This window comes from Roseovarius conchicola, assembly GCF_041403425.1.
In the GTDB taxonomy this organism is placed as follows: Bacteria; Pseudomonadota; Alphaproteobacteria; order Rhodobacterales; family Rhodobacteraceae; genus Roseovarius; species Roseovarius conchicola.
This window is the reverse complement of record NZ_JBGEHK010000001.1, coordinates 595619-619667: the sequence shown is the minus strand read 5'-3', so window position 1 is coordinate 619667 and position 24049 is coordinate 595619. Positions and strand designations below refer to the sequence as shown.

Below are 24049 nucleotides of genomic sequence, written 5' to 3'. Positions count from 1 at the left end.
GGCCACTCTTTGGCCGGCGATCTTCCGCGTGCCATCACCCCCGAGGATTTCCCGGTGCCGGGGGCCACGTCGGTCCTGCTGGGACGGGATCTGTTTTTTGACCCGATCCTGTCGGGTAACAAGAACATCTCTTGCGCCACTTGCCACAACCCTCAAGCCGCCAGCGCCGATGCGGTTGCACTGACTTTGGGCGAAGGGGCTGTCGGGCTCGGACCCGCGCGCAAGGACGATATCGAGGCGGCTGCGCGGATTGCGCGGCACACCCCTGCACTGTTCAATCTTGGCGCGGCTGAGTTCAAGATCCTGATGCATGATGGCCGGGTTGCGGCAGATGCCAGCACACGATTTGGTTTTGGCTTGCCGGATGGGCGACGTCTGGAACGTCCAGTCACCTCGGCACTGGCCGCGCAAGCGCTGATGCCGATGGTCGCGCCGGACGAGATGGCCGGGCAGCCCGGCAGCAACCCCGTGGCAGATGCGGTGGCCGCTGATCGCATCATGGGGCTGGATGGGGCATGGGATCTATTGGCGCGCAGGGTCAATAACACGCCTGCCTATCGTCAGCGGTTTGATTGGTTGATCGGCGCGGAGGAGCCTGTGCACATCGCCCATATCGCGCAGGTTCTTGCCGACTTCATTACGTATGAATTCCGCGCAACTGACAGCCCGTTTGACGCATTCCTGCGTGGTGATGACAGCGCGCTTGGCAATGATGCCCTGCGCGGCATGTCGCTTTTTTATGGCAAGGCCAATTGCGCCGCCTGCCATGCAGGTCCGTTTCAGACCGATCATGATTTTCATGCCATCGGAATGCCTCAGATTGGCCCTGGCAAGGGGCACGGGGCAGCCATGGCAGATCATGGACGCGGTGCCGTAACGGGTAATGAAGAGGATAACTATCGCTTTCGTACGCCCTCGCTGCGCAATGTCGCGCTGACCGCCCCTTATGGCCATAGCGGTGCCTATGCCACGTTGGACAGCGTCATTCGCCACCATGCTGATCCGATGACGGCTTTGGCCGAATATATGGGCGAGGCCGTCGTGTTTCCGGGTATGGACACGCCCGATCTGGGTGCGATGGAGGATTTCGATGAAGCCCTCAACATCGCCGCCGCGATTGAGATTGCACCGGTCCCGCTGAGCGATCGTGACGTCGCAGCATTGATCGCCTTTCTGGAAGCTCTGACCGATCCTGTCTCGAAAACCGGACGTTTGGGCGCACCCGACACCCTGCCCTCGGGCTTACCGCTTGATCTGGGTGCCAACCCGCCGTCCTGACCCTTTCCAAACGCGAGGCAATCCCCTACATCGCGGGACATGAGCACAGTTTTACACATCGTTGGCGGCGGTATGGCCGGATCCGAAGCCGCCTGGCAGGCCGCCCATATGGGCGTGAAGGTCATCATTCACGAAATGCGGCCCAAGGTTGAAACCTTCGCCCATCGCACCGGTGATCTGGCCGAGATGGTCTGTTCCAACTCCTTCCGTTCCGATGATGACGAACAAAACGCCGTGGGCCTGTTGCATTGGGAAATGCGCGCCGCCAACGGCATCATCATGCAAACTGCCGACAAACACCGCCTGCCCGCGGGCGGGGCCTTGGCCGTTGACCGCGATCCCTTTGCCGCTTCGGTGACTGCTGCGCTGAAAGCGCATCCAAACATCACCGTGTCTTACGACGAAATCACCGAATTGCCGCGCGAAGGGCATTGGATCATTGCCACCGGGCCGCTGACTTCGGACGCATTGTCAGGTGCGATTGCCGCCGAAACCGGCACCGAGGCGCTGGCCTTTTTCGATGCCATTGCGCCGATCATCCATTACGACAGCATCGACATGTCCCGCGCCTGGATGCAATCGCGCTATGACAAGGGCGAGACCGAAGAAGAACGTACTGCCTATCTGAATTGCCCGATGGACAGGGACCAGTATGAGGCGTTCATCGACGCCTTGCTCGCTGCCGAGAAAACCGAGTTCAAAGAAGGCGAAACCGCCAAGTATTTCGATGGTTGCCTGCCGATCGAGGTGATGGCCGAGCGTGGCCGCGAAACCCTGCGCCATGGGCCAATGAAGCCAGTGGGGCTGACCAACCCGCACCAGCCCGAGATCAAAGCCCATGCCGTGGTACAATTGCGGCGGGATAATGCATTAGGAACGCTCTATAACATTGTCGGCTTCCAGACAAAAATGAAATACGGCGCCCAGACCGAGGTGCTGCGGATGATCCCGGGTCTGGAAGACGCGCAATTCGCCCGGCTGGGGGGAATTCACCGCAACACGTTCCTGAATTCACCCACCCTGCTGGATTCCGACATGCGCCTGCGCAGCCAGCCCAACATCCGCTTTGCCGGGCAGATCACCGGGGTCGAGGGCTATGTGGAGTCCGCCGCCATGGGCCTTTTGGCCGGTCGGCTGGCTGCAGCTGAAATTCAGGGCCATCCGCTGCCCGCTCCCCCTCAGGACAGCGCCATGGGCGCCTTGATCCACCACATCACGGGAGGAGCCGACGCCAAGACCTTCCAACCGATGAATGTCAATTTCGGCCTGTTCCGCCCGGTTGATGGCCTTAAAGGCGGGCGTCGGGGGCGCAAAGACCGCTACAAGGCCTATACCGACCGCGCCAAAGCCGCGTGGATGGAATGGCTTGAACACTCCAAGCTGGACGAACCCGCATCCTTATGATTGTCTGACCGCATGTCAGAGAAATTCCTAGACCGCATTTATCAGGACGCCTCGCCCGACGGCGGCAAAGACCTGTACGATGTCTGGGCGGCCACTTATGAGGCCGAGGTGGCCGAAAACGGTTATGCGACGCCAGGCCGTGTGGCCGAGGCACTGCGCGCGCATGTCAAAGACCCTTCTGCACCCCTGCTCGATTTTGGCTGCGGCACCGGCCTTTCAGGTCTGGCCCTGCAACTGGCAGGTTTCACGACGATTGACGGGATGGACCCGAGCGAGGAAATGCTGGTGCGCGCCCGGGAAAAAGGACTTTACCGCAGCGCGATCCAGATTGATCCGAACGACCCCGAGCCGATCCCTGCTGGGGCCTACAGCGCGATCACCTGCATTGGCGTCATTGGCACAGGGGCCGCCCCGGCCAGCACGTTTGATCTGGTGATGAAGGCCTTGCCCAAAGATGGGCTTCTCGCGCTCAGCCTGAACGATCATGCACTGGCTGAAAAGATCTACGAGGCGGCGATGTGTAGCTGGCTCGACTGCGGCGCCGCGCGATTGCTGTTCAAGGAATATGGCGATCATCTGCCGGGACAGAACATGAAGTCTAACGTTTATATAATTGAAAAAGCGTGACATTCACCACTCGGTTTGCACCATCTCCGACCGGCCCACTGCATCTGGGCCATGCGTATTCGGCGCTGCTGGCCCATGACATGGCTCGGGCCGCGGCGGGAGTGTTTCATCTGCGCATCGACGATCTGGATCAATCCCGCTCACGCGCTGAGTGGGAGTCGCAAATATATGAGGATCTGGAATGGCTTGGTCTGACTTGGCCCCTTCCGGTCTTACGTCAATCCGAGCGAATAAAACGATACCGCGAAACACTACAAGTACTTTGGGATCAAGGACTTCTTTACCCCTGCTCATGCAGTCGCGCGGACATACGTGCCGCCGCATCTGCCCCTCAGGAAGGCGCCCCATTACATGGACCAGATGGGGTGGTTTATCCGGGCACTTGTCGCCCGCCATCTCCCCCCGTAGGCCCCATGCCCGATGCGGTTTTGAGGCTGGACATGGCACGGGCTTTGGCGAGGTTAAACTCCGTGATTCAGTTCACTGAAACCGGTACCGGACCGATGAATGAAACAGGTCTGATTTACCCACAGGACCTGGCCCAGACCGTTGGTGACGTGGTTCTTGCCCGCCGCGATATGGGGGCATCCTATCACCTGTCCGTGGTGGTCGATGACGCCGATCAGGAGGTTACCCAGGTCATTCGCGGGCAGGACCTGTTTGCCGCCACGCAAATCCATGTCCTGCTGCAACAGCTACTGGGTCTGCCTACGCCGATCTACCACCATCACAAACTAATCCGCGATGATCAGGGTAAACGGCTGGCAAAACGCGATGACTCACGCGCAATTGCAACCTATCGTGAGGCGGGCCACAGCCCCGCAGACGTCCGTGTCATGGTTGGTCTCTAGATGGGCTCGGGTGCCATCAGCTCCACTTCCTCGCCGTCCTGAATGCCCGTGTAGAAACAGCTCCGCCGATTGGTGTGGCAGGCCGCGCCCGTCTGCTCAATCCGCATCAACAGGCAATCGCGGTCGCAATCAACACGCATCTCGATCAGCTTTTGCACATGTCCCGACGTCTCACCCTTGATCCAGAAGGCCTGTCGCGAACGGCTCCAATAGGTCACCCGGCCCGTCTCTAACGTGCGCGTGACGGCCTCTGCATTCATCCACGCCATCATCAACACTTCGCCGGTCGCATGGTCTTGTGCGATCGCCGGGATCAGGCCACGGTCATCATAAGTCAGACTGTCGGGATTAAAACGCATGGCAAAAACCTTTTGCATCTGGCAATGGTCTCTCTATCTATGAGGTCTGAGACGAAAGGGAAAGCCATGAGCGACCAGCCAGACTTGATCAAACTGTATTCCGGCCAAATTCTGGCCCTTGCTGCGGATATTCCGCATCTGTCGCGGCTGGAGGCACCGGATGCCACGGTCAAGAAACGTGCGCCACTTTGCGGGTCCACCGTGACCGTTGATCTGGAACTCGCCGACGAGGTGATCACCGGCTATGGGCAGGACGTGAAAGCCTGCGCCTTGGGTCAGGCTGCGGCAAGTGTGGTTGGCGGGGCCATCCTTGGATGCACCCCTGATCAGGTCCGCGCGGCGCGCGATGAGCTGAAAGCCATGCTGAAAAACGATGGACCTGTGCCCAACGCGCCTTTTGACGGGTTGGCCGTCCTGCAGCCTGCGCGGGACTACAAGAACCGTCATGCCTCGATCATGCTGACGCTGGAGGCCTCTGTTGAGGCGCTGGACAGCATCGCGGCCAAAAGCTCCTGCGCCTGAACAAAGCGGACGCGAAGCCATGTCACCCCGCACCGTTTGGTCTTTCAATTTCACCGGCTGGGTATTGTTCACCGTCTCGGCAGTGTTCTTCCTGTGGGGCACCTGGAAGTCTGGCGACGTGATTGGAATTCTGGCGAGCCTGGCTTTCCTGATCGCTTGTATTTTCTTCATGATCCCTGCCTGGGTACACCGCCCCGGCCGCAAGCCATAACCCTACAAAAAAACCGCCGCGCATCCGGAGGGATGGCGGCGGAAGGAAAGCTCTGTTCCGTGGGGACCCTTTTGGTGCCTGAGGGGAGGTTGAGGCTAACCCCTCGTGGGACAGTGGACTAGGCAAAGTCAGTCAAGGTGCATCATATGTTGGGGACAGGAGATGCAAGGCACATACGGCACGGAACGTCGCAGGCAGAAACTTTAAATCAAACCGGGCAGATAGAGACCAACGATCAGAGTGACCACCAATGCCACCGCACCAATAGCATCTTCCAGCAACGTGTTCTGCGACCGGATCGCGGCGGATTTGATATCTTCAATCATGGTCATCTCCTCAATGTTCTCACTTTTGTTGCTTCTTTGTTCTCATTTTGAGGCGAACTTGTAAAGAACTTTTTGAGAACATTTGCGAACTTTTTGAGATTAACCAAGTCAACACATTGATCTTAAACAAAAAACCGTCACTTTCTGCGGTGTGTTTTCCGGCGCCTACCATATCCACAGGGCATGGTGTGTTCGCCTGATGCAATACGGGATTGCATACGGCAGCCCCCTCACCCGACGCTGATCAACCGGATGGCCTGGTCCTGCTCCATTAACCAAAGCAGAACACGGGCTGCTTGTCCGCGTGCGCCAGTCAGCCCGGGATCATCTGCCATCAGTTTGCGCGCATCTGATTGAGCCACCGCCATCAGGGCGCTTTGCCGCTCGATATCGGCCACGCGGAACCGTGGCAGGCCCGACTGCGCTGTCCCGATCAGATCGCCCGCGCCACGCATCTGCAAATCGACCTCTGAAATGGCAAAGCCATCTTCGGTCTCCCGCATGGTTTCCAGCCGCTTTTGCCCACCCTCGCTCAATGGCGGTTGATAGATCAGCAAACAGGTCGAAGCCTCCGAACCGCGGCCAACCCGCCCCCGTAACTGGTGCAGCTGGGCCAGACCAAAGCTCTCGGCGCGCTCGATCACCATGATCGTCGCATTGGGCACATCCACACCCACCTCGATGACAGTGGTCGCCACAAGCACAGAGGTGTCACCCCGTTGAAACGCAGCCATGGCAGCATCTTTTTCTTCGGGCGGCATCTGACCATGCACCAGCCCCAACTTGCCCTCGCCCAAAGCGGCACGCAGCCGTTGGAAACGGTCCGTGGCGCTGGACAGATCAATCACTTCGCTCTCTTCCACAAGCGGGCAGACCCAGTAAGCCTGACGCCCCTCGCCAATTGCCTTGCGCAGATGGTCGACAACTTCATCCATCCGGCCTTGATTGACCAATGCTGTCTTGATGGGTTTGCGACCGGGTGGCTTTTCATCCAGCACGCTGACATCCATGTCGCCATATTGCGCCAACGCCAGGCTGCGCGGAATCGGCGTGGCGGTCATAACCAACGTATCAGCCTGCGCGCCTTTCCGGCCCAGTTCAAGCCTCTGGCGCACGCCAAACCGGTGCTGTTCGTCGACAATTGCAAGGCGCAGGTCGCCGAACTCCACGTCCTTTTGAAACACCGCATGGGTGCCCACCAATATCTGGATTTTTCCCTCGGCCAGCGCCGCCAGCTTCGCACGGCGTTCGGCCCCCTTGTCACGCCCTGTCAGGATATCCAGAACCACGCCAGCACTTTCGGCCAAGGGGCGCAACCCTTCCAGATGTTGGCGGGCCAGAATTTCGGTTGGGGCCATCATCACGCCCTGCCCGCCAGCCTCGACCGCGATCAGCAGCGCCTTGAACGCCACCAGCGTTTTGCCTGCCCCCACATCGCCCTGCAACAGCCGGTTCATCCGATGCGGATCGGCCATGTCGGACGCAATTTCGGCAATCGCGCGGGTCTGGGCGCCAGTCAGGGCATAGGGTAGCTCTTCCAGCACTTTCGCCTGTAACTCCCCGGTGCCCACCGTCGCGCGCCCCTTGGCCCGGCGCAGTTGGGTGCGCGCCAAAGCGAGGGTCAGTTGATGGGCCATGAATTCGTCATAGGCCAGCCGTTCACGGGCCGGATGCGCCGGTGAAAGGTCCTGCATCTCGTCCGGCGCATGGGCAGTGGCGATGGCTTCGTGCCAATCGGGCCATCCGGCCTGCGCCTTTTGCACCGGGTCTATCCATTCGGTCAGCTCAGGCGTGCGGGTCAGTACCGACAAAACCGCCTTGCGCATGGTTTTCTGGGTGACCCCCGCCGTCAGCGGGTAGACCGGCTCAAATTCGGGAATATCCGCGGCCTCGTGCGGTTCGAGAATGTGATCGGGGTGCACCATCTGGGCCATGCCATCAAACAACTCGACCTTCCCTGACACAACGCGGCGCGCACCCGTCGGCAGGATGCGTTTGAGGTAATCTTCGCGCGCATGGAAAAACACCAGCTGGAAGGTGGTCGCGACATCCTCGACGATCACGCGATAGGCCGCTCCCTTGCGCGGTGCAGCGCGGTGTTGGCCCACCGTTACCTCCACCGTCACCACACCGGGCAAATCCGCGCCTTGCACGGTCTCCCGTTTGCGCCGGTCGACACCCGATTGAGGCAAAGTGACCAACAGGTCGCGCGGTTTGGTGATCTCAAGCGCCTCAAGCAGCTTGGCGGTTTTGGGGCCGACGCCATCCAGCGTCTCAAGGTCCGCAAACAGCGGAAACAGGATTTCAGGACGACCCGTCATGCGCCCTCGATCAGGGCCAGCCAGCCATCTTCGTCCAGCGTCTCAATGCCAAGATCCGCAGCCTTCTTGGCCTTCGAGCCAGCCCCCGGCCCGGCGACCAGCAGATCGGTCTTGGCGCTCACACTGCCCGACACCTTTGCGCCCAACACCTCGGCACGCGCCTTGGCCTCGGCACGCGTCATCTTTTCAAGAGTGCCGGTAAAGACGACGGTTTTGCCTGCCACGGGGCTGTCGGTGCTGACAGGCGTGTCGTCATCCTGAATGTCCAACGCGTCGGTCAACCGGTTGATCGAAGCGCGCTCGGCCTCTTGCTGCAGGCTGGTGATCAGGGCAACAGCCACGGTGGCCCCGATCCCGTCAATCCCGGTCAGGTCGTCCCATGCCGATTTGGCAGCAGGGTCAAGCCCCTCCCAGATTGCATCGCGCGTCGGTTTGATCCGCGCGCGCCGTCCCTCTCGCGCGGCGGCTTGTCGCTCCGATACCTCAGCAGCATCCGCTTCAAGATGACGAGCAGCCGCCGGAGCAGCCGCATCCACGGCCTGCACAAGCGCGCTCCAAGTCCCGAAATGACGTGCCAGATCAGCGGCCGCCACCTCACCCACATGGCGCAGGCCCAGCGAAAAAATCAGCCGTTTCAGGGGGATTTCGCGTTTGTCTTCAATGGCCTGAAAAAGGTTCTCGGCGCTTTTGTCACCCCACCCTTCGCGATTCTTCAACTGTTGCAGGCCCTGCCCGTACCGTTCTTGCAGCGTAAAAATATCTGCCGGCTCGGCGATCCAGCCATCCGAGTAAAACTGCTCGACCTGTTTGGCCCCCAGCCCTTCGATGTCAAACGCCGCGCGGGATACAAAGTGTTTCAACTTTTCCACCGCCTGCGCCGGACAGACCAGCCCCCCGGTACAGCGACGCACGGCATCCCCGTCTTCACGGATCGCGGCACTTTGACATTCCGGGCAGATGTCGGGGAAGACGTAGGGCGCGGCGTCATCGGGCCGTTTGGACAGGTCCACATCCGCGACTTTCGGAATCACATCTCCGGCGCGATAGACCTGCACCCAGTCACCGACACGGATGTCCTTGCCGCCGCGTATTTCAGCACCGGTGTTATCGCGCCCGGCAATGTAATCCTCGTTGTGAAGAGTGGCATTCGAAACCACGACCCCGCCCACTGTTACGGGCTGCAGGCGTGCCACCGGGCTCAGCGCGCCGGTGCGGCCCACCTGGATGTCGATCCCCTCCAGCCGGGTCCAGGCCAGCTCCGCCGGGAACTTATGTGCGATCGCCCAACGCGGGGTAGTCGAGCGGAAGCCAAGCCGCCCCTGCAAGCCCAGATCGTTGACCTTATAGACGACGCCGTCGATATCATATCCCAACGTGGCGCGGGCCTGTTCGATCCTGGCATACTGTGCCAGCAGCGCATCTGGCCCGTCGCACAGTGCCGTCAGCGGGTTGGTTTGAAAACCCAGCTCTGCCAATCTTTCAATCGCCCCCATCTGGGTGTCGGCCAATGGGGTGCTCAACGCGCCCCAGGCATAGGCAAAGAACCTGAGCGGGCGTGATTTGGTGATGGTCGCGTCAAGCTGGCGTAATGATCCTGCGGCGGCATTGCGCGGGTTGGCAAAGACTTTGGCATCGGCCTCCGCCTGCCGCATGTTCAGCGCCTCGAAATCCGCGTGGCTCATGTAGACTTCACCGCGCACTTCCAACACATCGGGTGCCTCATCAATCCGGGTCGGAATGTCGTCAATGGTTCGGGCATTGGCCGTGACGTTTTCGCCAACGCTGCCATCGCCCCTTGTCGCGGCCTGCACGAGGTCGCCCCCTTCATAACGCAGGGTCAGGCTAAGACCGTCAATCTTGGGTTCGGATGTATAGGCCAGCGGCGCATCCGCATTCACACCGAGATAACGGCGAACGCGGTCATCAAACTCAGAGATATCCTGGACATCAAACGCATTGGACAGGCTGAGCATGCGCACTGCATGGGTGACCTTGGAAAACCCGTCAGCCGGGGACGCCCCCACCTGTTCGCTGGGGCTGTCATCGCGTTTCAGATCGGGAAAGCGTGCCTCGATTGCCGCATTGCGTGCCTTGAGCGCATCAAAGGCGGCATCGGAAAGATCGGGGGCGTCCTGTGTGTGATACGCGGTGTTGGCCGCGGCGATCTCCCTGGCGAGACGCGCCAGTTCGGCGCTGGCTTCAGCTTCGCTCAGCGCCTCAACCGCAATCTTGTCAAAACCTGTTTCGGAGATGCTGTCTTGCATCGGCCTTCCCCTGAACGTCAGGGGCTTAAGCGCCCCCATTTCTGTTCAAGTGATAGGCCTGCGAGGGTCCAAGGTCCAGCCTCGGCAATCGCGGGCAGCGGCGGCAGCGCCCCTGCGCAAAAGTCAGGCCCCAACCGCCACGCGTTGATCGTCGATCTCGCTGGGTTCAGGGTCACGCAGAACATAACCCCTGCCCCAGACGGTTTCGATGTAATTGTTCCCGCCCGTCGCCTCGCTCAGCTTCTTGCGCAACTTGCAGATGAACACGTCAATGATCTTCAGTTCCGGTTCATCCATGCCGCCATAGAGATGGTTCAAGAACATCTCTTTCGTCAAAGTTGTGCCTTTGCGCAGGCTCAGCAGCTCCAGCATCTGATATTCCTTGCCGGTTAGATGCACGGTCTTGTTTTCCACATCCACGGTCTTGGCGTCGAGATTGACGTTGATTTTGCCGGTGCGAATGATCGATTGCGAATGGCCTTTCGAGCGCCGGATGATCGCATGAATCCGCGCCACCAATTCTTCACGGTGAAACGGTTTGGTCAGATAGTCGTCCGCGCCGAACCCGAAGCCCTTGATCTTGTTTTCATTATCATCTGCCCCGCTAAGGATCAGAACCGGCGTATCAATCCGTGCCATGCGCAATTTGCGCAGCACATCATGGCCATCCATATCCGGAAGACCCAGATCAAGCAGAATAAGATCGTAATCATAAAGCTTGGCCAGATCGATCCCCTCCTCACCCAGGTCGGTCGTATAGACGTTCAGGTTGGCATGGGTCAGCATCAATTCAATGCTTTTCGAGGTTGTGGGATCGTCTTCGACCAACAGCACACGCATAGGGATTCTCCGCAGGTTATCAATGTGTCTGAAAACAACGTGGCGAATAATGGTTAACTACTGGTTACCTTCGGAGAACATTTAGCGAATTCTACTTATGGTTGTCTATAGTCTTTCACCGTTGTGGCCTTAAGCGCCTCTTCGCCATGCAGGCTAACAGCCCGTACCCATTCAAGAAACTCTTCCTCGCTGAGGTCATAACGCTTGAGTGCTTCGGCCTGAGAAATCAGCCCATAGACCACCCCGCGCACCACTGCGAGTTTGCGCGAGGCGACCCAACGCCCTGTGTTTGCCTGAGGCAAATCCGCCTGTGTCATGGTTTTGCCATCCGGCAGGGTCACCATGCGGGGCCCATCCACTTTCTTGAGATACATCCTTGGCACCTTTGCTCATGCTCTGGAGATATCCTGCGCCGTCAGGCTTAACGCCAAATGAAATGGCGATTTTGAATGATTAGGATTTTCCCCAAAACTCATGTGTTCGCCGCACTCTTCCCCCCTGCCGCTTTCCACCCTATATAGCGCGGCAGAAGCCCCCGGAGGATTGGATGTCACTGGATCACCCCCTGAACTCGCTTGGATTTGCCAAGCCAGCCTCGCAAACGCGTGTCGTTGTGGCGATGTCGGGCGGTGTGGACAGTTCCGTCGTGGCCGCGCAACTGGCCGAGGAAGGCTATGACGTGGTCGGCGTGACGCTGCAACTCTATGATCACGGTGCGGCGCTGGCAAAGAAAGGCGCCTGCTGTGCTGGCGTGGACATCCATGATGCGCGCCGCGTGGCCGAGGACATGGGCTTTCCGCATTACGTTCTGGATTATGAGAACATTTTTAAGGATGCGGTGATTGACGAGTTTGCCGACAGCTATCTGGCCGGCGCCACACCTGTTCCCTGTATCCGCTGCAATGAACGGGTGAAATTCAAGGATCTGCTGGAAACCGCGCGCGATCTGGACGCCGATTGCATGGCGACGGGCCATTATATTCAGCGCAAAGAAGGTGCCAACGGCCCCGAGTTGCACAGCGCTGTAGATGCCGCGCGCGACCAAAGCTATTTCCTGTTCTCCACCACGCCCGAACAGCTCAGCTTTCTGCGCTTCCCGTTGGGCCACCTGCCCTCGAAAGAAGCAACGCGGGAACTGGCCGCTAAATACGGGCTGGTGGTGGCCGATAAACCCGACAGTCAGGACATCTGCTTTGTGCCCAACGGCAACTATGCCTCGGTGATTGAAAAGCTCCGCCCCGGTGCCGCTGAACCCGGCGAGATTGTCGATGTGGATGGCAGTGTTTTGGGCACCCATAACGGCGTGATCCATTACACGATCGGACAACGCCGCGGCCTTGGCATCGGCGGGCTGTCTGACCCGCTCTATGTGGTCAAACTGGACGTGGATGCCAAACAGGTTATCGTCGGGCCGAAAGAGCTGCTTTCGACCCGGGTGATACCAGTGCGCGAGATCAATTGGCTGGGCGATACCCCGTTCGAGAGCGAGGCGGAGCGACATGTATCTGTCAAAGTTCGCTCGACCCGCCCTCCGCGCGAGGCAATCATCCGCCCGATCAGCGCAACCGAGGCCGAGGTGGAATTGCTGACGCCGGAAGAAGGAGTCTCGCCCGGTCAGGCCTGCGTATTCTACGAAACCGGCGGCAGTCGAATCTTGGGCGGCGGCTGGATCTGGCGCGGGCATACCGGGTAACCCGGGTTTCAACCCGGCACCGGGTTACTCACAAGCGTTTCATCACAGCCTTTGCAGCCCGCAAGCCCGGCGCTTCAACGCCTCGGCCCAAGCGATCCATTGTTAGTGTCATCGCGTCGGTTTGCGCCGCGTGATCCTCGATCATCGCCAAAACGCCGGGGCCGATCAGTTCAGGGCGGCAGTCCTTGCCGTTGAATTCCGGAATTGCGCGGGTGTCTGAGATCAGATTGACCAGCGTCAACGTGTCGATCTTCAGCATCGCGGCGATGATCTGACGGGTCAGCCAAGCGGCGTCGTAAGCGATAACCATGGGGGTGCCCGCCGCCGCCAATTCAAGGGACACGGTGCCAGAGGCGGCCAGCGCAAAATTCGCGGCATGAAAAGCACATTTCTTTTCAAGAAGATAATCATCATCCCTCATGTCATTCGGTGACAGAACGACAGGGGCTTTGGGCCAGGATGGCAGGCTTTCTTCCAACACCGCCGCCGCCCCGCTGGTGGTCGGAACCACAAGGTGTAGACCCGGGTGTTTCTCCAAGACCAGCCGCAGGGACTCACCAAAGATTGGAGCCAGTCGGCGGACCTCAGACCGGCGAGACCCCGGCAAGACCAGCAAGACAGGATTCTCGCCAAATCCATGGTGATCCCGGAACGCCTGTACCTGCTCCGCACTGGGCGCGGATTCGGCCACGACCGGATGACCGACAAAATCACAATCCATGCCTTCCGCCTCCATGTAAGGCGGCTCAAACGGCAGCAGTGCAAGAACCTGATCAATATAGGGGGCCATCTTTTTGGCCCGCCCCGGACGCCACGCCCAGACGGACGGCGCCACATAATGAACTGTTCTGATGTCACTTTTGGCCTTCACCAGCTTGGCGAGGCGCAAACAGAACTCGGGGCTGTCGATAGTGATCAAGACGTCCGGTTTAGCCTCCAATATGGCCTCGGCCGTCTGGTGCAAGCGGCGGCGCAGATGCAGGTATTTCGGCAGGATTTCCGATATACCAATCACGCTCAACTCGTCCATGGGAAACAGGCTGTCCATCCCTTCGGCCTGCATCAACGGCCCGGCCAAGCCGGAAAACTCCACCGGGCCGAGGGACTTCAACCCGGCCATCAGGGCCGCACCCAGCTTGTCGCCTGATGGCTCTCCGGCCACCAGAAAGACCCGCATCACATCACCCGCGAGGACAGGAAAAGCCCCGCATCTTCAACGGCCTTTAGGGTTGCGTCGCGGTCGAGGATCATCACGCGTCCGGCCTCGATCACCAACCCGGCCAAGCCAGCCTGCGCGACAGCCTCAATCGTCTTGGGGCCAATCGCGGGCATATCGACGCGCAAGTCCTGACCGCGCTTGGCCGCCTTCACGAACACACCCTTGGCTCCTTGCCGCAATCGCTCCTCGGTTTGGCTGACGAAACGCAGCAACGCGTCGGTGCCCTGCACTGTTTCTATCCCAAGACACTGCCCGGCAGCCACCACACAGCCCTGCCCCACATCCAAAGGCGAGAGCGCATTCAGGATGTCCCAGGCGCGATCCGCGTCCTTGAGATCGTCGGCACTTGGCTCAATGCCGATTTTCAGCGTCTCGTCCGCGGTAAGTACAGGCAACAATTCATGCGCGCCAATAACAGCGAACCCCTGCTCTTCGAAAATGTCGATGACCTCGCTGAGAAGCGCATCATCCCCGGCCTTGAACCCGGCCATCAGACGCGGCGCGATTCCAATCGTGACAGCATCCAACGCAAAGGGGTCCAGTTCCGGCCGCGCCAACCCACCGGCAAAGACAATGCGGGTCACGCCAGCCGCTCTCATCGCCTCGAACATGGCACCCATCTGTTCGATCCGATGCTCTTGCGTGGTATCCCCCAATTGATGCGGAATACCTCTGAGAGACAAGCGCAGGACATCGGGGTGTGCCTCGGCGATCTGAATAGGAAGCGCCCCGCCACAGGCCAGAAGGGCCAGATCCGACGCCATGATCAGCTGGACCCCGGTGTCAGGAACGACCGATCACTGGCCCCGGTGATGAAATCGACGATGTTTCGGACATAGTCACTGTCGGTTTCCTCGCCCAGACGGCGGGCACGGTCCTGAAAGGCACCCTCGCCCTGCGCCAGCATCTGAAACGCGGCCCTGAGCGCGGTGATATCATCGCGTGCCACACCGCGGCGTTTCAGGCCGACCAGGTTTAATCCGTGCAGTTCACCGCGCGGGGCCTGCACCAAGCCATAGGGAATCACGTCGTTCGGCACCATCGTCACGGCGCCTATAATCGCGCCGCGCCCGATACGCACGAATTGATGCACACCTGAAAGACCTCCGATGATCACATCATCTTCGACAATGCAGTGGCCTGCCAATGCTGCGCTGTTCACCACGATCACCCGGTCGCCGATCTGCACATCATGGGCCACGTGACAGCCCGCCATAAACAACCCGTCGTCACCGATCCGGGTGACGCCACCGCCGCCATCCGTTCCCGCATTCATGGTGACGTGTTCACGGATTCGGTTACGCGCACCGATCTCCAGCCGGGTCTTTTCACCCTTGAACTTCAGATCCTGGGGCACTTCGCCAATGCAGGAAAACGGATAGATCGTGGTCTCGTCGCCGATCACGGTCTGACCGGTGACCACCACATGGGATTTCAAGATGACGCCATCACTTAGCCGAACCTCGGAGCCGACATGGCAGAACGGCCCGATCGAGACGCCCTGCCCGAGCTGGGCCCCGTCTTCAATGACCGCACTGGAATGAATCGTGGTTTCGCCCTGCTCTGTCATCGGCTTATCCCGCGCCCAGATCCATCATCGCTGTGAACTCAGCCTCGGCGGCCATTTCGCCGTCGACTTCGGCCACACCGCTGAACTTCCACACCTTGCCACCGGGTTTTCCACGCAGAGTGGTCAATTTCATTTCAAGCACATCGCCAGGCACCACCATGCGTCGGAATTTGCATTTATCGATAGACATGAAATAGACCAGCAGGTTCTTGTCTTCCATGCCAAGGGCAGCCCCCACCATTACGGCCGCCGTCTGGGCCATCGCCTCGACGATCGTGACGCCCGGCATGATCGGTTTGCCCGGGAAATGGCCCTGAAAATGCGGCTCGTTCATGGTGACATTCTTGATGCCCCTAGCCGTGGCGTACCCGTCCATATCCACAACCTTGTCCACCAAGAGAAAGGGATAGCGATGCGGGATCAGCCGCTGGATGCGAGTGATATCAGCGGTGGTTTGCGGCGCGGTCATAAGGGGTCCTTTCACCTGGGCACGTGTCCCGTTGTCCTATCAATTGCCCTTCGGGCGGGCAAGCGATAGACCGTTTATTGCTCGGGTGACGCGTCCGGTGTTGATTGATCCGGATCGGAGGGTTCAGGTGTGGGCGCGTTCTGGTTGCTTGGACCGGTGCCGATCTGCTGATCGATGCGGGAAATCGCGACATCGGTGATATCGACCACGTTACTCCGCAACAGCACGCTGCGCACATCCAGCACGACGACGCCATTCGCATCCTGCATCAACTGCCCCAGGATCGGTTCGACTGTTCGCATGAAAATGACCGGTGCGCGTTCCCGGCTCAGCTCCAGATCACGCACGGTACGGTCGCTATCACGGCGGATTTCCTGTACCTTTTCATCGAACGCATCGGCCAGCGCCTTGAATTCTTCTGGCGTCTTTTCAGCCCGCATATCCGTCAGGGCCTGTTCTTCGGCCTCCAACTCGGTTTCCAACTGGCGATTGCGGGCAATGATCACGTCACGCTGCTTCAGATACTCGGTGTTCAGCCGCTGACCAAACTGCGTTTCCGTAAAAAGACGGTCCGGGTCAAGCACCAGAATCTCGCTTTGCACAACCCCGACATCCTGCGCCTGCAATGGTCCGGGGACCGCCGCGGCCATAAGTGCACTGGCGAGAATGCCAATCGCAGCCTGTCGCATTAGAATTGGGATCTGACCGTCAGGTCAAAGGTCTGCTCGATGTCGCCCGGCTCTTTCTTGAGAGCATGCGAGAAGTTCATGCGCAGTGGTCCGAAAGGTGATTCCCAGAAAAGAGACAGACCCACAACATGGCGATCATTGAACCCGGTCGACGCCAGGGGACCAGTCGCGTTGGTGGTATCCACGCCCCAGATTGCACCGATATCATAAAACGCACCTGCCGAGACACCATACTCATCCGGCAGCCCGAGCGGGAACTCCGCTTCAAATTTCAACGCGGCATAGTAATCCCCGCCCAGATGCTCGGTCCCTTCTGTCGGGCCGATCCCGTTGGGCTCGAACCCGCGAATGACCTGCTGCCGGAACCGGTCAATCGTCCGGCTTTCCTGACCATTAAGGAAATTCAGGGCGCCGCCTTCGAGCGTGGCCCGCAGCACAACTTCCTCGTTCAGCACGCGAGTCTGGCCGATGATCCGGGCGCTTGTTCTAACAAAATCCTGATCACCACCAAGACCTGCAAATTCCTGACCGAAAGACAACAGCACACCGGCATTCGGGTTCAACCCGGTACGGCGGGTATCATAGCTGTAACTGTAGCCAATCGCGCTAGCAAACTCGCCGCCCCGCGCGACTTCGGAGGCGATAATACCACCTTCGTTTACAGCAGTGAGCGGGTCATCCGGGAATGCACCCGTATAGTCGTCCATTTCACCATAGAGCGCCGAATAGAACACTGACAGGCGGCCATTCTCGCTCACCGGAAAGGTCAGGCTCGGACGTAGCGCGCCGGTGATCGAGTCAAACAGCTCGTTCGTATCGCTCGAGGTTTCCGTTAGCGAGCTGGCAAACCCGAACTCGACATTCCGCCCCAGAAAGGCGGGCTCTGCGAAATCCAACGAATAGTTGAGATTGTCGGACGATCCGGTGATTTGCGCGCTCAGCCGCTGACCGCGGCCAAGGAAATTGCGTTCGCTGAATCCCGCCGTCGCCGCGACCCCGCCATTGGTCGAATAGCTGATACCGAACGACAACGTCCCGGTGGTAGTTTCCTCGACATCGACATCGACCACAACCTGATCCGGGCGTGATCCTTCACGGGCGTCCACATCCGCATTCGAGAAAAACCGTAGGGCGCGGATCCGCTCGGCCGATTGGCGAATGCGGCGCGGGTTGAACGGGTCACCTTCCACCACATCGAATTGACGACGAATGACACGATCCAGCGTGGTGGTGTTGCCCTCGATATCGATACGCTCGACGAACACCCGCGGCCCCTTGGTCAGAACAAACTCGACATCCAGTGTCAGCTCGCGGTCATTGCGCGTGATGCGTGGCTCGACCCGCAGGAAATCGAGGCCTTGTTTCACACCCAGCCGCTCCATCCGGGCGATCGAGTTCTCAACCAGCGTAGGAGAATAGACAATACCGGGACGTATCTTGAGCACGTCCTGATAATCCTCGGCGTCCGCACCTTCCATCTCGCTGACGGTGGTGATCTCGCCAAAGCGGAACTGTTGGCCTTCCTGAACGTTGAACGTCACGAAAACAGTGTCACGCTCCTGCGCCAGTTCGGCGTTTGTGCCAGTGACCCGGAAATCGACATAGCCGCGCGCCTGGTAAAAATCGGTCAGCAATTGCTTATCGAATTCGACGCGATCTTCAACGAACGTATCCCGTCCGATGATGGCCCGCAGCAAACCCGCCTGCTTGCTGTCAATGGCTCGGCGCAGGCGACGATCCGAGTAGGCACGGTTGCCGACGAAACCGATCCGGTTCACCTCGGTCTGACGGCCTTCAAAAACTTCGAACACCAAGTCGACACGATTATCACTGCGTCGAATGATGCGGGGCGTGACACGCGCCGAGATACGGCCGTTTTGCTCGTAGGCTTCGGTGATTACGGCGGCGTCTCGTTCCGCCTTGGTGGGGCTGAACACCTGGCGCGAGCGGCTTTCGATAAACCCTTCAAGATCTTCGTCTTTCAGCCGTTTATTGCCTTCGAAGGCCACCTTGTTAATGGTCGGATATTCCCGAACGGTGATCACCAGACGGCTGCCTTGGGGTTCAATCGCAACGCTCTCGAACAAGCCGCTGGCCTGGATGCGTTGGAAGGCGTCATTCAGATCAGCTGCGGATACCGTCTCGCCGCGGGCGATTCCGGCGTAGCTGAGAATGGTTGCAGCCTCGACCCGCTGATTGCCTTCGATCGAAACCGAGTTGAAGCGGTAATTCTGCGCTGATGCATCTTGCGGCGAAAGAAGACAAGCTGCCGTTATAACTGTAAAAAATACCGCTCTGATCAATCCTGTCATGTGCCCTACACCTGTAGCCTGTTCGGTGCGTCCTCGGCCATTATTATACATATTTTCGCCCAGTCCGACACCCCAATAAGATGTCAGTACCGCGTCTGTCTGAGCTTGTCAAAACGGCAATTTCGGAAAGATTCAGAGTGGTGTTTCGTTGCCCGCAAGTGAGCTACGAAATCAGAAGTTCGACCCCAGGTACGCGCCCATCAAAAGAGCAGCCCCCAAGGCACCCAGAAACAGCATCCGGTCCAGGTTCAGGTTGAACAGCAGGCGCAGCCCGCGATATCCGCTTACGATGTGTTGCATTGGTTCTGTTCTTCTTTTCCACCACTAGGCACAAAATGCCCACCAATTGTGGCGGAACTACACGTGCAATTGTGGCGAAATCAGGGCGTATACCCACCCGACCGGAAAATCAGGGACAGAAAAGGTCATTGGTGATGGCAAACACCATCAAGCCCAACACAAGGGTCAACCCCACCGTCATCATGATGCGCAACGCGTTTTCGCTGGGAGGTTTGCGCGCGACAGCCTCATACGCATAAAACACAAGGTGGCCACCATCCAGGATCGGGATCGGCAACAGGTTCAGAAAACCCACCGCCGCCGACAGCACCGCGATAAACCAGATAAAGCTTTGCGCCCCCTGGCTGGCCATCGCCCCAGAGACTTGCGCGATTCCGATCGGCCCTGACATGTTGCAGCTGCTGATCGCGCCAGTGATCATGTGATAAAGCCCTGACACCGACCCGCTGATCACACCGAAGGTCTGCTCGACCCCGCCTGTCACGGCACCAACGAGACCCAACGGCTCGGTCGCGGCTTCAAAGGCAAAACCGCCCGAGATGCCGATGCGATACGTGGTCTGGAATCCGCCCTCGGACAGCGGTTCATCCACCCGCCGCGGCGCTAGGGCAAAGTCAATCAATTCTCCGTCGCGCCAGACCTTAATTTGCAGAACCCGACCTTCGGACCCCTCGACTATCTCCTGGAGTTCGGCAAAGGCATAGATCGGGGCGCCGTCCACCTCGACGATCACATCGCCGGGCCGCATATCAATCGAGAAGGCCGCCGATTTGGGCGCAAGTTGAAGAGCGACCGGCGGCATCGGGTACGGGCCTTGCACCGTCACTTCGCGCCCATCCCGCGTCACCACATAGTCCAGCAGCGGCGCGGCCGGCAGCGAGTCGACAAAATTCTCGAACGCATCACGGTCATCAAAGGCTGGCAGCGCCGTTCCCGCCACCGAGATCAGCTGATCGCCCGGCTCAAGTGTGATCCCCTCAACCGGCAGGGGACGCATCTCATCCACAACCAGCGGAACGATGGACTTCCCATCCGCCATCATCACGGCGCCAAAGACAACAATCGACAGGATGAAGTTGAAGATCGGCCCGGCCGCAACCGTGGCCGTGCGGGCCCACAGCGGTGCACCCAGCATGGTCTGGCGACGCATCTCGGGCGACATTTCGGTGGTTGTATCCTCGGCATTGGCACTGGCGGCATTGGAATCGCCCAGAAACTTCACGAAGCCGCCAAAAGGCAGCATCGCGAATTGCCACTTGGTGCCATGCTTATCCATCCGTGAAAACAACACCGGGCCAAAGCCGAGCGAAAACACCTCGGCCTTTATGCCGGACCAGCGCCCGACGATGTAGTGGCCATATTCATGCACCGCGACAATCACCGATAATGCGAGGATAAACGCCACAATCGTGAAGAAAACACTGCCGAATTGCGGAAGAATAGTCAGAAGGTCCACGCCATAGTCCTAACTTGATTGCGCGCGCACGACATCATCGGCGCAGGTTCTAGACAGATGGTCCACATGCCCAACCTGATCAAGGGTTATCTCGGCATCAAGAAGGGATGCATCGGCGCTGATACGGTTTAGCACCTCTTCGACAAGGCCATTCATGGCGAAAAACCCGATGCGCCCGGCGATGAAGTGATCCAGCGCCCGTTCCTTGGCCGCATTGAACACCGCCCCCGACAGGCCCCGCCGCTCCATCACATCGCGCGCCAGCCGCAGGGCCGGGTACCGCGCCAGGTCGGGTTCGCGAAAGGTCAGCTGCCCCAATGCAGCCAGGTCCAGCTTTTCGACGGGCAACGCCTCGCGCTGCGGCCAGTTCAGGGCATAGCCGATCGCATGGCGCATATCGGGCGGGCCGACATGGGCGATAAATCCACCATCGCAAAATCCGACCATCGCGTGAATCGTGCTTTCAGGATGAATCAGCACCTCGATCTGCTCGGGTGTGAATCCAAAGAACTCGCGCGCCTCGATCACTTCCAGCGCCTTGTTGAACATCGAAGCGGAATCGATGGTTATCCGCTGGCCCATGTCCCAATTCGGATGGCTGCCCGCCTGCTCCAGCGTCGCATGGGCCAGGTCTTCCAAAGGCCAGTCACGAAACGCGCCCCCACTGGCGGTGATCACAACCCGCTCAACCGCGGCCATGTCCTCGCCCACCAAGGATTGGAAAATCGCCGAATGTTCGCTGTCCACCGGCAGGATGCGGGCATGGTTTTCCCGCGCTGTCCGCATCAGCAGCGGTCCCGCCGCAACAAGCGATTCCTTGTTGGCCAGCGCCAGGGTCGCCCCCTGTTCCAAAGCGGCCAAGCCGGGGGGCAAACCGGCCGCGCCCACAATCGCCGACATCACCCATTGCGCCGGGCGTGTCGCTGCCTCGACCAGGGCCGCCTGCCCCGCTGCCGCTTCGACACCGCTGTCGCCGAGGGCGGCGCGCAGATCGTCCAGCAAGTCATCAAAAGCCGTCACGGCGACATCGGCGTTAAGGGCAATGGCATCCTCGGCCAATTGCTTGATATTGCGCCCACCCGTCAGGGCCACGACATCAAAACGACCCGACGCGCGTTTGATCAGATCAATAGTGTTCTGCCCAATCGACCCTGTTGCCCCAAGTATGCTGACGCGTTTCATACAACCTCCGGCACGGCGGCGATCAACCAGAGAACAAATACGAAGGCCGAGGCCCCCAGCATCGCATCGAACCGATCCAGCAATCCACCATGGCCCGGGATCAGGGACGAACTGTCTTTGATCCCGACCCGGCGTTTCACGGCACTTTCGGCAATATCGCCCATTTGCCCGGCAAAAGCCGCGACGGCCGAAATGACGGCCAGCCCGAACAGGCCAATATCCGGTTTCACCAACAGGCCAAAGATAACACCGATCACCGCCGCGCCGATCCAGCCGGCCACCGTTCCCGACCATGTTTTCTTGGGGCTGACACGCGGCCAGAACTTCGGGCCGCCCAGCAATCGGCCCGCGAAATAGCCAAGCACATCCGAGATGACGACAACCGCGACCAGCCAGACGAACCACTCCAGCCCCGCCAGATGCCGCAGCACCAGAAACGCATAGCAGCCCGCCATGATCCAGATTGCGAACAGCCCGTAAATCGCGCGATCCCTGGGCACCTGCCCGATACCGACCAACACCGCGGCCAGCATCAGCGGCAGAGACATGGCAGTGCTTTCGATTACAAGCGGCAGCTTCTCCGCCACGCACAGCACAACTGAGCTCAACAGCGCCAACGCGATGGGAAAGCGCGCCTTGAACATCCGCGCCAATTCCCAGGTCATCAGACCACAGGCAATCCACACAAGTACGCTGAACGGTAGGCCTCCAACGTAGATCTCGACCCCGCAAACCGCCAGAAGCAGCACAGCCGACAAAACCCGCGGTACCAGGTCAGACCATTTCGCATCTGCACTCATGCAGGCACGGCCCCAAACCGGCGATCCCGCGCGCCATAGCCACTGAGCAGTTCGGTAAACGCCTCGCGGGTGAAATCGGGCCAGAGCGTGTCGATAAATTCGTATTCTGCATAGGCCGACTGCCAGAGCAGAAAGTTGGAAATCCGCGCTTCGCCGCTGGTCCGGATGACGAGGTCTGGATCTGGTAAAACATAGGTATCCAAGTACTTTGGAAGCGTTTCCTCATCCACATCCGCGGGATCGAGCCGCCCGTCTGCGACATCCTGCGCCAACCGTTTGGTGGCGCGCGACACCTCGTCACGTCCCCCGTAGTTCAGGGCGATGGTCACGTTGGTGCCGGTGCAGCCCCTGGTCATCGCCTCGGCCTCGTCCATCAGGCTGCGTAATTTCTTGTCCAGACGCGGACGATCCCCGATGAACCGCACCCGCACGTTTTCCTTCACGAACTCCTGCATCTCTTTCATGATATAGCGGCGAAACAGGCTCATCAGGCCCGCGACTTCGGTTTGGGTCCGTTTCCAGTTTTCCGTCGAAAACGCGAAGATGGTCAGATACTCGACGCCGAGGTCAGGACAGGCGCTGACAATTTCACGCACCCGGCGCGCGCCGGCGTGGTGTCCAAACAAACGCGGTCGCCCCCGCGCCTGCGCCCACCGTCCATTGCCATCCATAATGATCGCCACATGGCGTGGTCCCCCGGGCACCGGTGAACCCTCACGTGTCTTAGCGCCGGTGGTGTCGGTGCTGTCTGCCATCAGACCTGCATGATCTCGGCTTGTTTGGTCTCAAGCGCGTCGTCGATCATGCCAATGTGGCGGTCGGTCATTTCCTGAACTTCGTCTTCCCAGAATTTCTGGTCATCCTCGGACATGCCGTCTGCTTTTGCCTTCTTGATCTGATCCATCCCGTCGCGGCGCACATTGCGCACCGCCACGCGGGCGTTCTCCGCATATTGCGAGGCAACCTTGGTCAACTCGCGGCGACGTTCTTCGTTCAACTCGGGGATCGGCAGCATGATGATCGTGCCATTCAACTGGGGATTGATGCCAAGCCCGCTTTCGCGGATGGCCTTTTCCACCTTGCCCACAAGCCCCTTGTCCCAGACATTGACGGTGACCATGCGTGGCTCGGGCACATTAACGGTACCCACCTGATTAATCGGCGTCATCGCGCCGTAGGCATCTACCATCACCGGTTCCAGCATCGAGGCCGACGCCCGACCCGTGCGCAACGACGCAAATTCACTTCTCAGCGAGGTCATGGCCCCGTCCATCCGGCGTTCCAGATCACCCGTATCGAGCTCAAATTCCTCAGCCATGCCGTCCTCAATCGCTGTTTTTCATCTTGAGACCGTTT

The 24049-nt window shown here is 59.4% G+C and carries 25 protein-coding genes; 7 read left to right on the top strand and 18 right to left on the bottom strand.

Annotated elements, in window-relative coordinates; all coding sequences use genetic code 11:
* Window positions 1-9 precede the first annotated feature (9 nt).
* The 4 genes from V6N02_RS02890 to gluQRS are packed head-to-tail and all read left to right on the top strand — an operon-like array spanning window position 10 to window position 4160.
* Window positions 10-1278: a cytochrome-c peroxidase gene (locus tag V6N02_RS02890; protein ID WP_371223983.1), complete on the top strand. Its 1269-nt coding sequence runs from the start codon at window positions 10-12 to the stop codon at window positions 1276-1278.
* Between the two features lie 39 nt (window positions 1279-1317).
* Window positions 1318-2682 (top strand): methylenetetrahydrofolate--tRNA-(uracil(54)-C(5))-methyltransferase (FADH(2)-oxidizing) TrmFO, encoded by a 1365-nt coding sequence (gene trmFO, locus V6N02_RS02885; protein WP_371223982.1) that lies wholly within the window; start codon window positions 1318-1320, stop codon window positions 2680-2682.
* A 12-nt stretch (window positions 2683-2694) separates the two neighbouring features.
* A complete protein-coding gene (locus tag V6N02_RS02880) occupies window positions 2695-3309 on the top strand; it encodes a class I SAM-dependent DNA methyltransferase (RefSeq protein ID WP_371223981.1) in 615 nt (204 codons plus the stop codon).
* Window positions 3306-4160 carry a tRNA glutamyl-Q(34) synthetase GluQRS gene (gene gluQRS, locus V6N02_RS02875; protein ID WP_371223980.1) on the top strand — a complete coding sequence of 285 codons (855 nt, stop codon included), beginning with the start codon at window positions 3306-3308 and terminating at the stop codon, window positions 4158-4160. The genes V6N02_RS02880 and gluQRS overlap by 4 nt, the downstream gene beginning before the upstream one ends.
* Here gluQRS and hisI read toward each other — a convergent pair.
* Complete coding sequence (gene hisI, locus V6N02_RS02870) at window positions 4157-4519, bottom strand: phosphoribosyl-AMP cyclohydrolase (protein WP_371223979.1); 363 nt, start codon at window positions 4517-4519, stop codon at window positions 4157-4159. The genes gluQRS and hisI overlap by 4 nt on opposite strands.
* 66 nt (window positions 4520-4585) lie before the next feature.
* Here hisI and V6N02_RS02865 point away from each other — a divergent pair, with 66 nt between their 5' ends.
* The gene (locus tag V6N02_RS02865; RefSeq protein ID WP_371223978.1) at window positions 4586-5041 is read left to right on the top strand and encodes an iron-sulfur cluster assembly scaffold protein; all 456 of its coding nucleotides are present in this window, start codon (window positions 4586-4588) and stop codon (window positions 5039-5041) included.
* 19 nt (window positions 5042-5060) lie between these two features.
* Window positions 5061-5252 carry a hypothetical protein gene (locus V6N02_RS02860; protein ID WP_371223977.1) on the top strand — a complete coding sequence of 64 codons (192 nt, stop codon included), beginning with the start codon at window positions 5061-5063 and terminating at the stop codon, window positions 5250-5252.
* 203 nt (window positions 5253-5455) lie between these two features.
* On the opposite strand, the gene V6N02_RS02855 is transcribed toward V6N02_RS02860, so the two are convergent.
* The 5 genes from V6N02_RS02855 to sciP all read right to left on the bottom strand — a co-directional run bounded on the left by V6N02_RS02855 (window position 5456) and on the right by sciP (window position 11377).
* Window positions 5456-5578: a hypothetical protein gene (locus tag V6N02_RS02855; RefSeq protein WP_371223976.1), complete on the bottom strand. Its 123-nt coding sequence runs from the start codon at window positions 5576-5578 to the stop codon at window positions 5456-5458.
* A 230-nt stretch (window positions 5579-5808) separates the two neighbouring features.
* Window positions 5809-7899, bottom strand: a complete 2091-nt coding sequence (recG, locus tag V6N02_RS02850) for an ATP-dependent DNA helicase RecG (protein WP_371223975.1) — start codon at window positions 7897-7899, stop codon at window positions 5809-5811.
* A complete protein-coding gene (gene ligA, locus V6N02_RS02845; protein WP_371223974.1) occupies window positions 7896-10163 on the bottom strand; it encodes an NAD-dependent DNA ligase LigA in 2268 nt (755 codons plus the stop codon). The genes recG and ligA overlap by 4 nt, the downstream gene beginning before the upstream one ends.
* Before the next feature lie 123 nt (window positions 10164-10286).
* Window positions 10287-11003 carry a response regulator transcription factor CtrA gene (ctrA, locus tag V6N02_RS02840; RefSeq protein WP_371223973.1) on the bottom strand — a complete coding sequence of 239 codons (717 nt, stop codon included), beginning with the start codon at window positions 11001-11003 and terminating at the stop codon, window positions 10287-10289.
* 95 nt (window positions 11004-11098) lie between these two features.
* A complete protein-coding gene (gene sciP, locus V6N02_RS02835; protein ID WP_371223972.1) occupies window positions 11099-11377 on the bottom strand; it encodes a CtrA inhibitor SciP in 279 nt (92 codons plus the stop codon).
* Between the two features lie 173 nt (window positions 11378-11550).
* Here sciP and mnmA point away from each other — a divergent pair, with 173 nt between their 5' ends.
* Window positions 11551-12696 carry a tRNA 2-thiouridine(34) synthase MnmA gene (mnmA, locus tag V6N02_RS02830; protein ID WP_371223971.1) on the top strand — a complete coding sequence of 382 codons (1146 nt, stop codon included), beginning with the start codon at window positions 11551-11553 and terminating at the stop codon, window positions 12694-12696.
* Between the two features lie 28 nt (window positions 12697-12724).
* Here the strand turns inward: mnmA and lpxB are convergent, their stop codons facing one another.
* The 12 genes from lpxB to frr form a co-directional block, all read right to left on the bottom strand.
* Entirely contained in the window at window positions 12725-13873 is a 1149-nt protein-coding gene (gene lpxB / locus V6N02_RS02825) for a lipid-A-disaccharide synthase (RefSeq protein WP_371223970.1), read from the bottom strand.
* Window positions 13873-14679: an LpxI family protein gene (locus tag V6N02_RS02820; RefSeq protein WP_371223969.1), complete on the bottom strand. Its 807-nt coding sequence runs from the start codon at window positions 14677-14679 to the stop codon at window positions 13873-13875. Before V6N02_RS02820 ends, lpxB begins: the two co-directional genes overlap by 1 nt.
* Window positions 14680-14681: 2 nt before the next feature.
* Window positions 14682-15485: an acyl-ACP--UDP-N-acetylglucosamine O-acyltransferase gene (lpxA, locus tag V6N02_RS02815; protein WP_371223968.1), complete on the bottom strand. Its 804-nt coding sequence runs from the start codon at window positions 15483-15485 to the stop codon at window positions 14682-14684.
* A gap of 4 nt (window positions 15486-15489) precedes the next feature.
* Complete coding sequence (gene fabZ, locus V6N02_RS02810; protein ID WP_371223967.1) at window positions 15490-15954, bottom strand: 3-hydroxyacyl-ACP dehydratase FabZ; 465 nt, start codon at window positions 15952-15954, stop codon at window positions 15490-15492.
* A gap of 74 nt (window positions 15955-16028) precedes the next feature.
* Window positions 16029-16643: an OmpH/Skp family outer membrane protein gene (locus V6N02_RS02805; RefSeq protein ID WP_371223966.1), complete on the bottom strand. Its 615-nt coding sequence runs from the start codon at window positions 16641-16643 to the stop codon at window positions 16029-16031.
* Window positions 16643-18955 carry an outer membrane protein assembly factor BamA gene (gene bamA / locus V6N02_RS02800; protein ID WP_371223965.1) on the bottom strand — a complete coding sequence of 771 codons (2313 nt, stop codon included), beginning with the start codon at window positions 18953-18955 and terminating at the stop codon, window positions 16643-16645. The genes V6N02_RS02805 and bamA overlap by 1 nt, the downstream gene beginning before the upstream one ends.
* 171 nt (window positions 18956-19126) lie before the next feature.
* On the bottom strand, window positions 19127-19255 hold the full coding sequence (locus V6N02_RS02795; RefSeq protein WP_371223964.1) for a hypothetical protein: 129 nt from the start codon (window positions 19253-19255) through the stop codon (window positions 19127-19129).
* A 109-nt stretch (window positions 19256-19364) separates the two neighbouring features.
* Window positions 19365-20711 carry an RIP metalloprotease RseP gene (rseP, locus tag V6N02_RS02790; RefSeq protein WP_371223963.1) on the bottom strand — a complete coding sequence of 449 codons (1347 nt, stop codon included), beginning with the start codon at window positions 20709-20711 and terminating at the stop codon, window positions 19365-19367.
* A gap of 9 nt (window positions 20712-20720) precedes the next feature.
* Window positions 20721-21893, bottom strand: coding sequence for a 1-deoxy-D-xylulose-5-phosphate reductoisomerase (dxr, locus tag V6N02_RS02785; RefSeq protein WP_371223962.1), 1173 nt, complete (start codon window positions 21891-21893; stop codon window positions 20721-20723).
* Window positions 21890-22693, bottom strand: a complete 804-nt coding sequence (locus V6N02_RS02780; RefSeq protein ID WP_371223961.1) for a phosphatidate cytidylyltransferase — start codon at window positions 22691-22693, stop codon at window positions 21890-21892. Before V6N02_RS02780 ends, dxr begins: the two co-directional genes overlap by 4 nt.
* The gene (locus V6N02_RS02775; RefSeq protein ID WP_371223960.1) at window positions 22690-23448 is read right to left on the bottom strand and encodes an isoprenyl transferase; all 759 of its coding nucleotides are present in this window, start codon (window positions 23446-23448) and stop codon (window positions 22690-22692) included. The genes V6N02_RS02780 and V6N02_RS02775 overlap by 4 nt, the downstream gene beginning before the upstream one ends.
* A complete protein-coding gene (gene frr / locus V6N02_RS02770) occupies window positions 23448-24011 on the bottom strand; it encodes a ribosome recycling factor (protein ID WP_371223959.1) in 564 nt (187 codons plus the stop codon). Before frr ends, V6N02_RS02775 begins: the two co-directional genes overlap by 1 nt.
* Window positions 24012-24049: the final 38 nt, after the last annotated feature.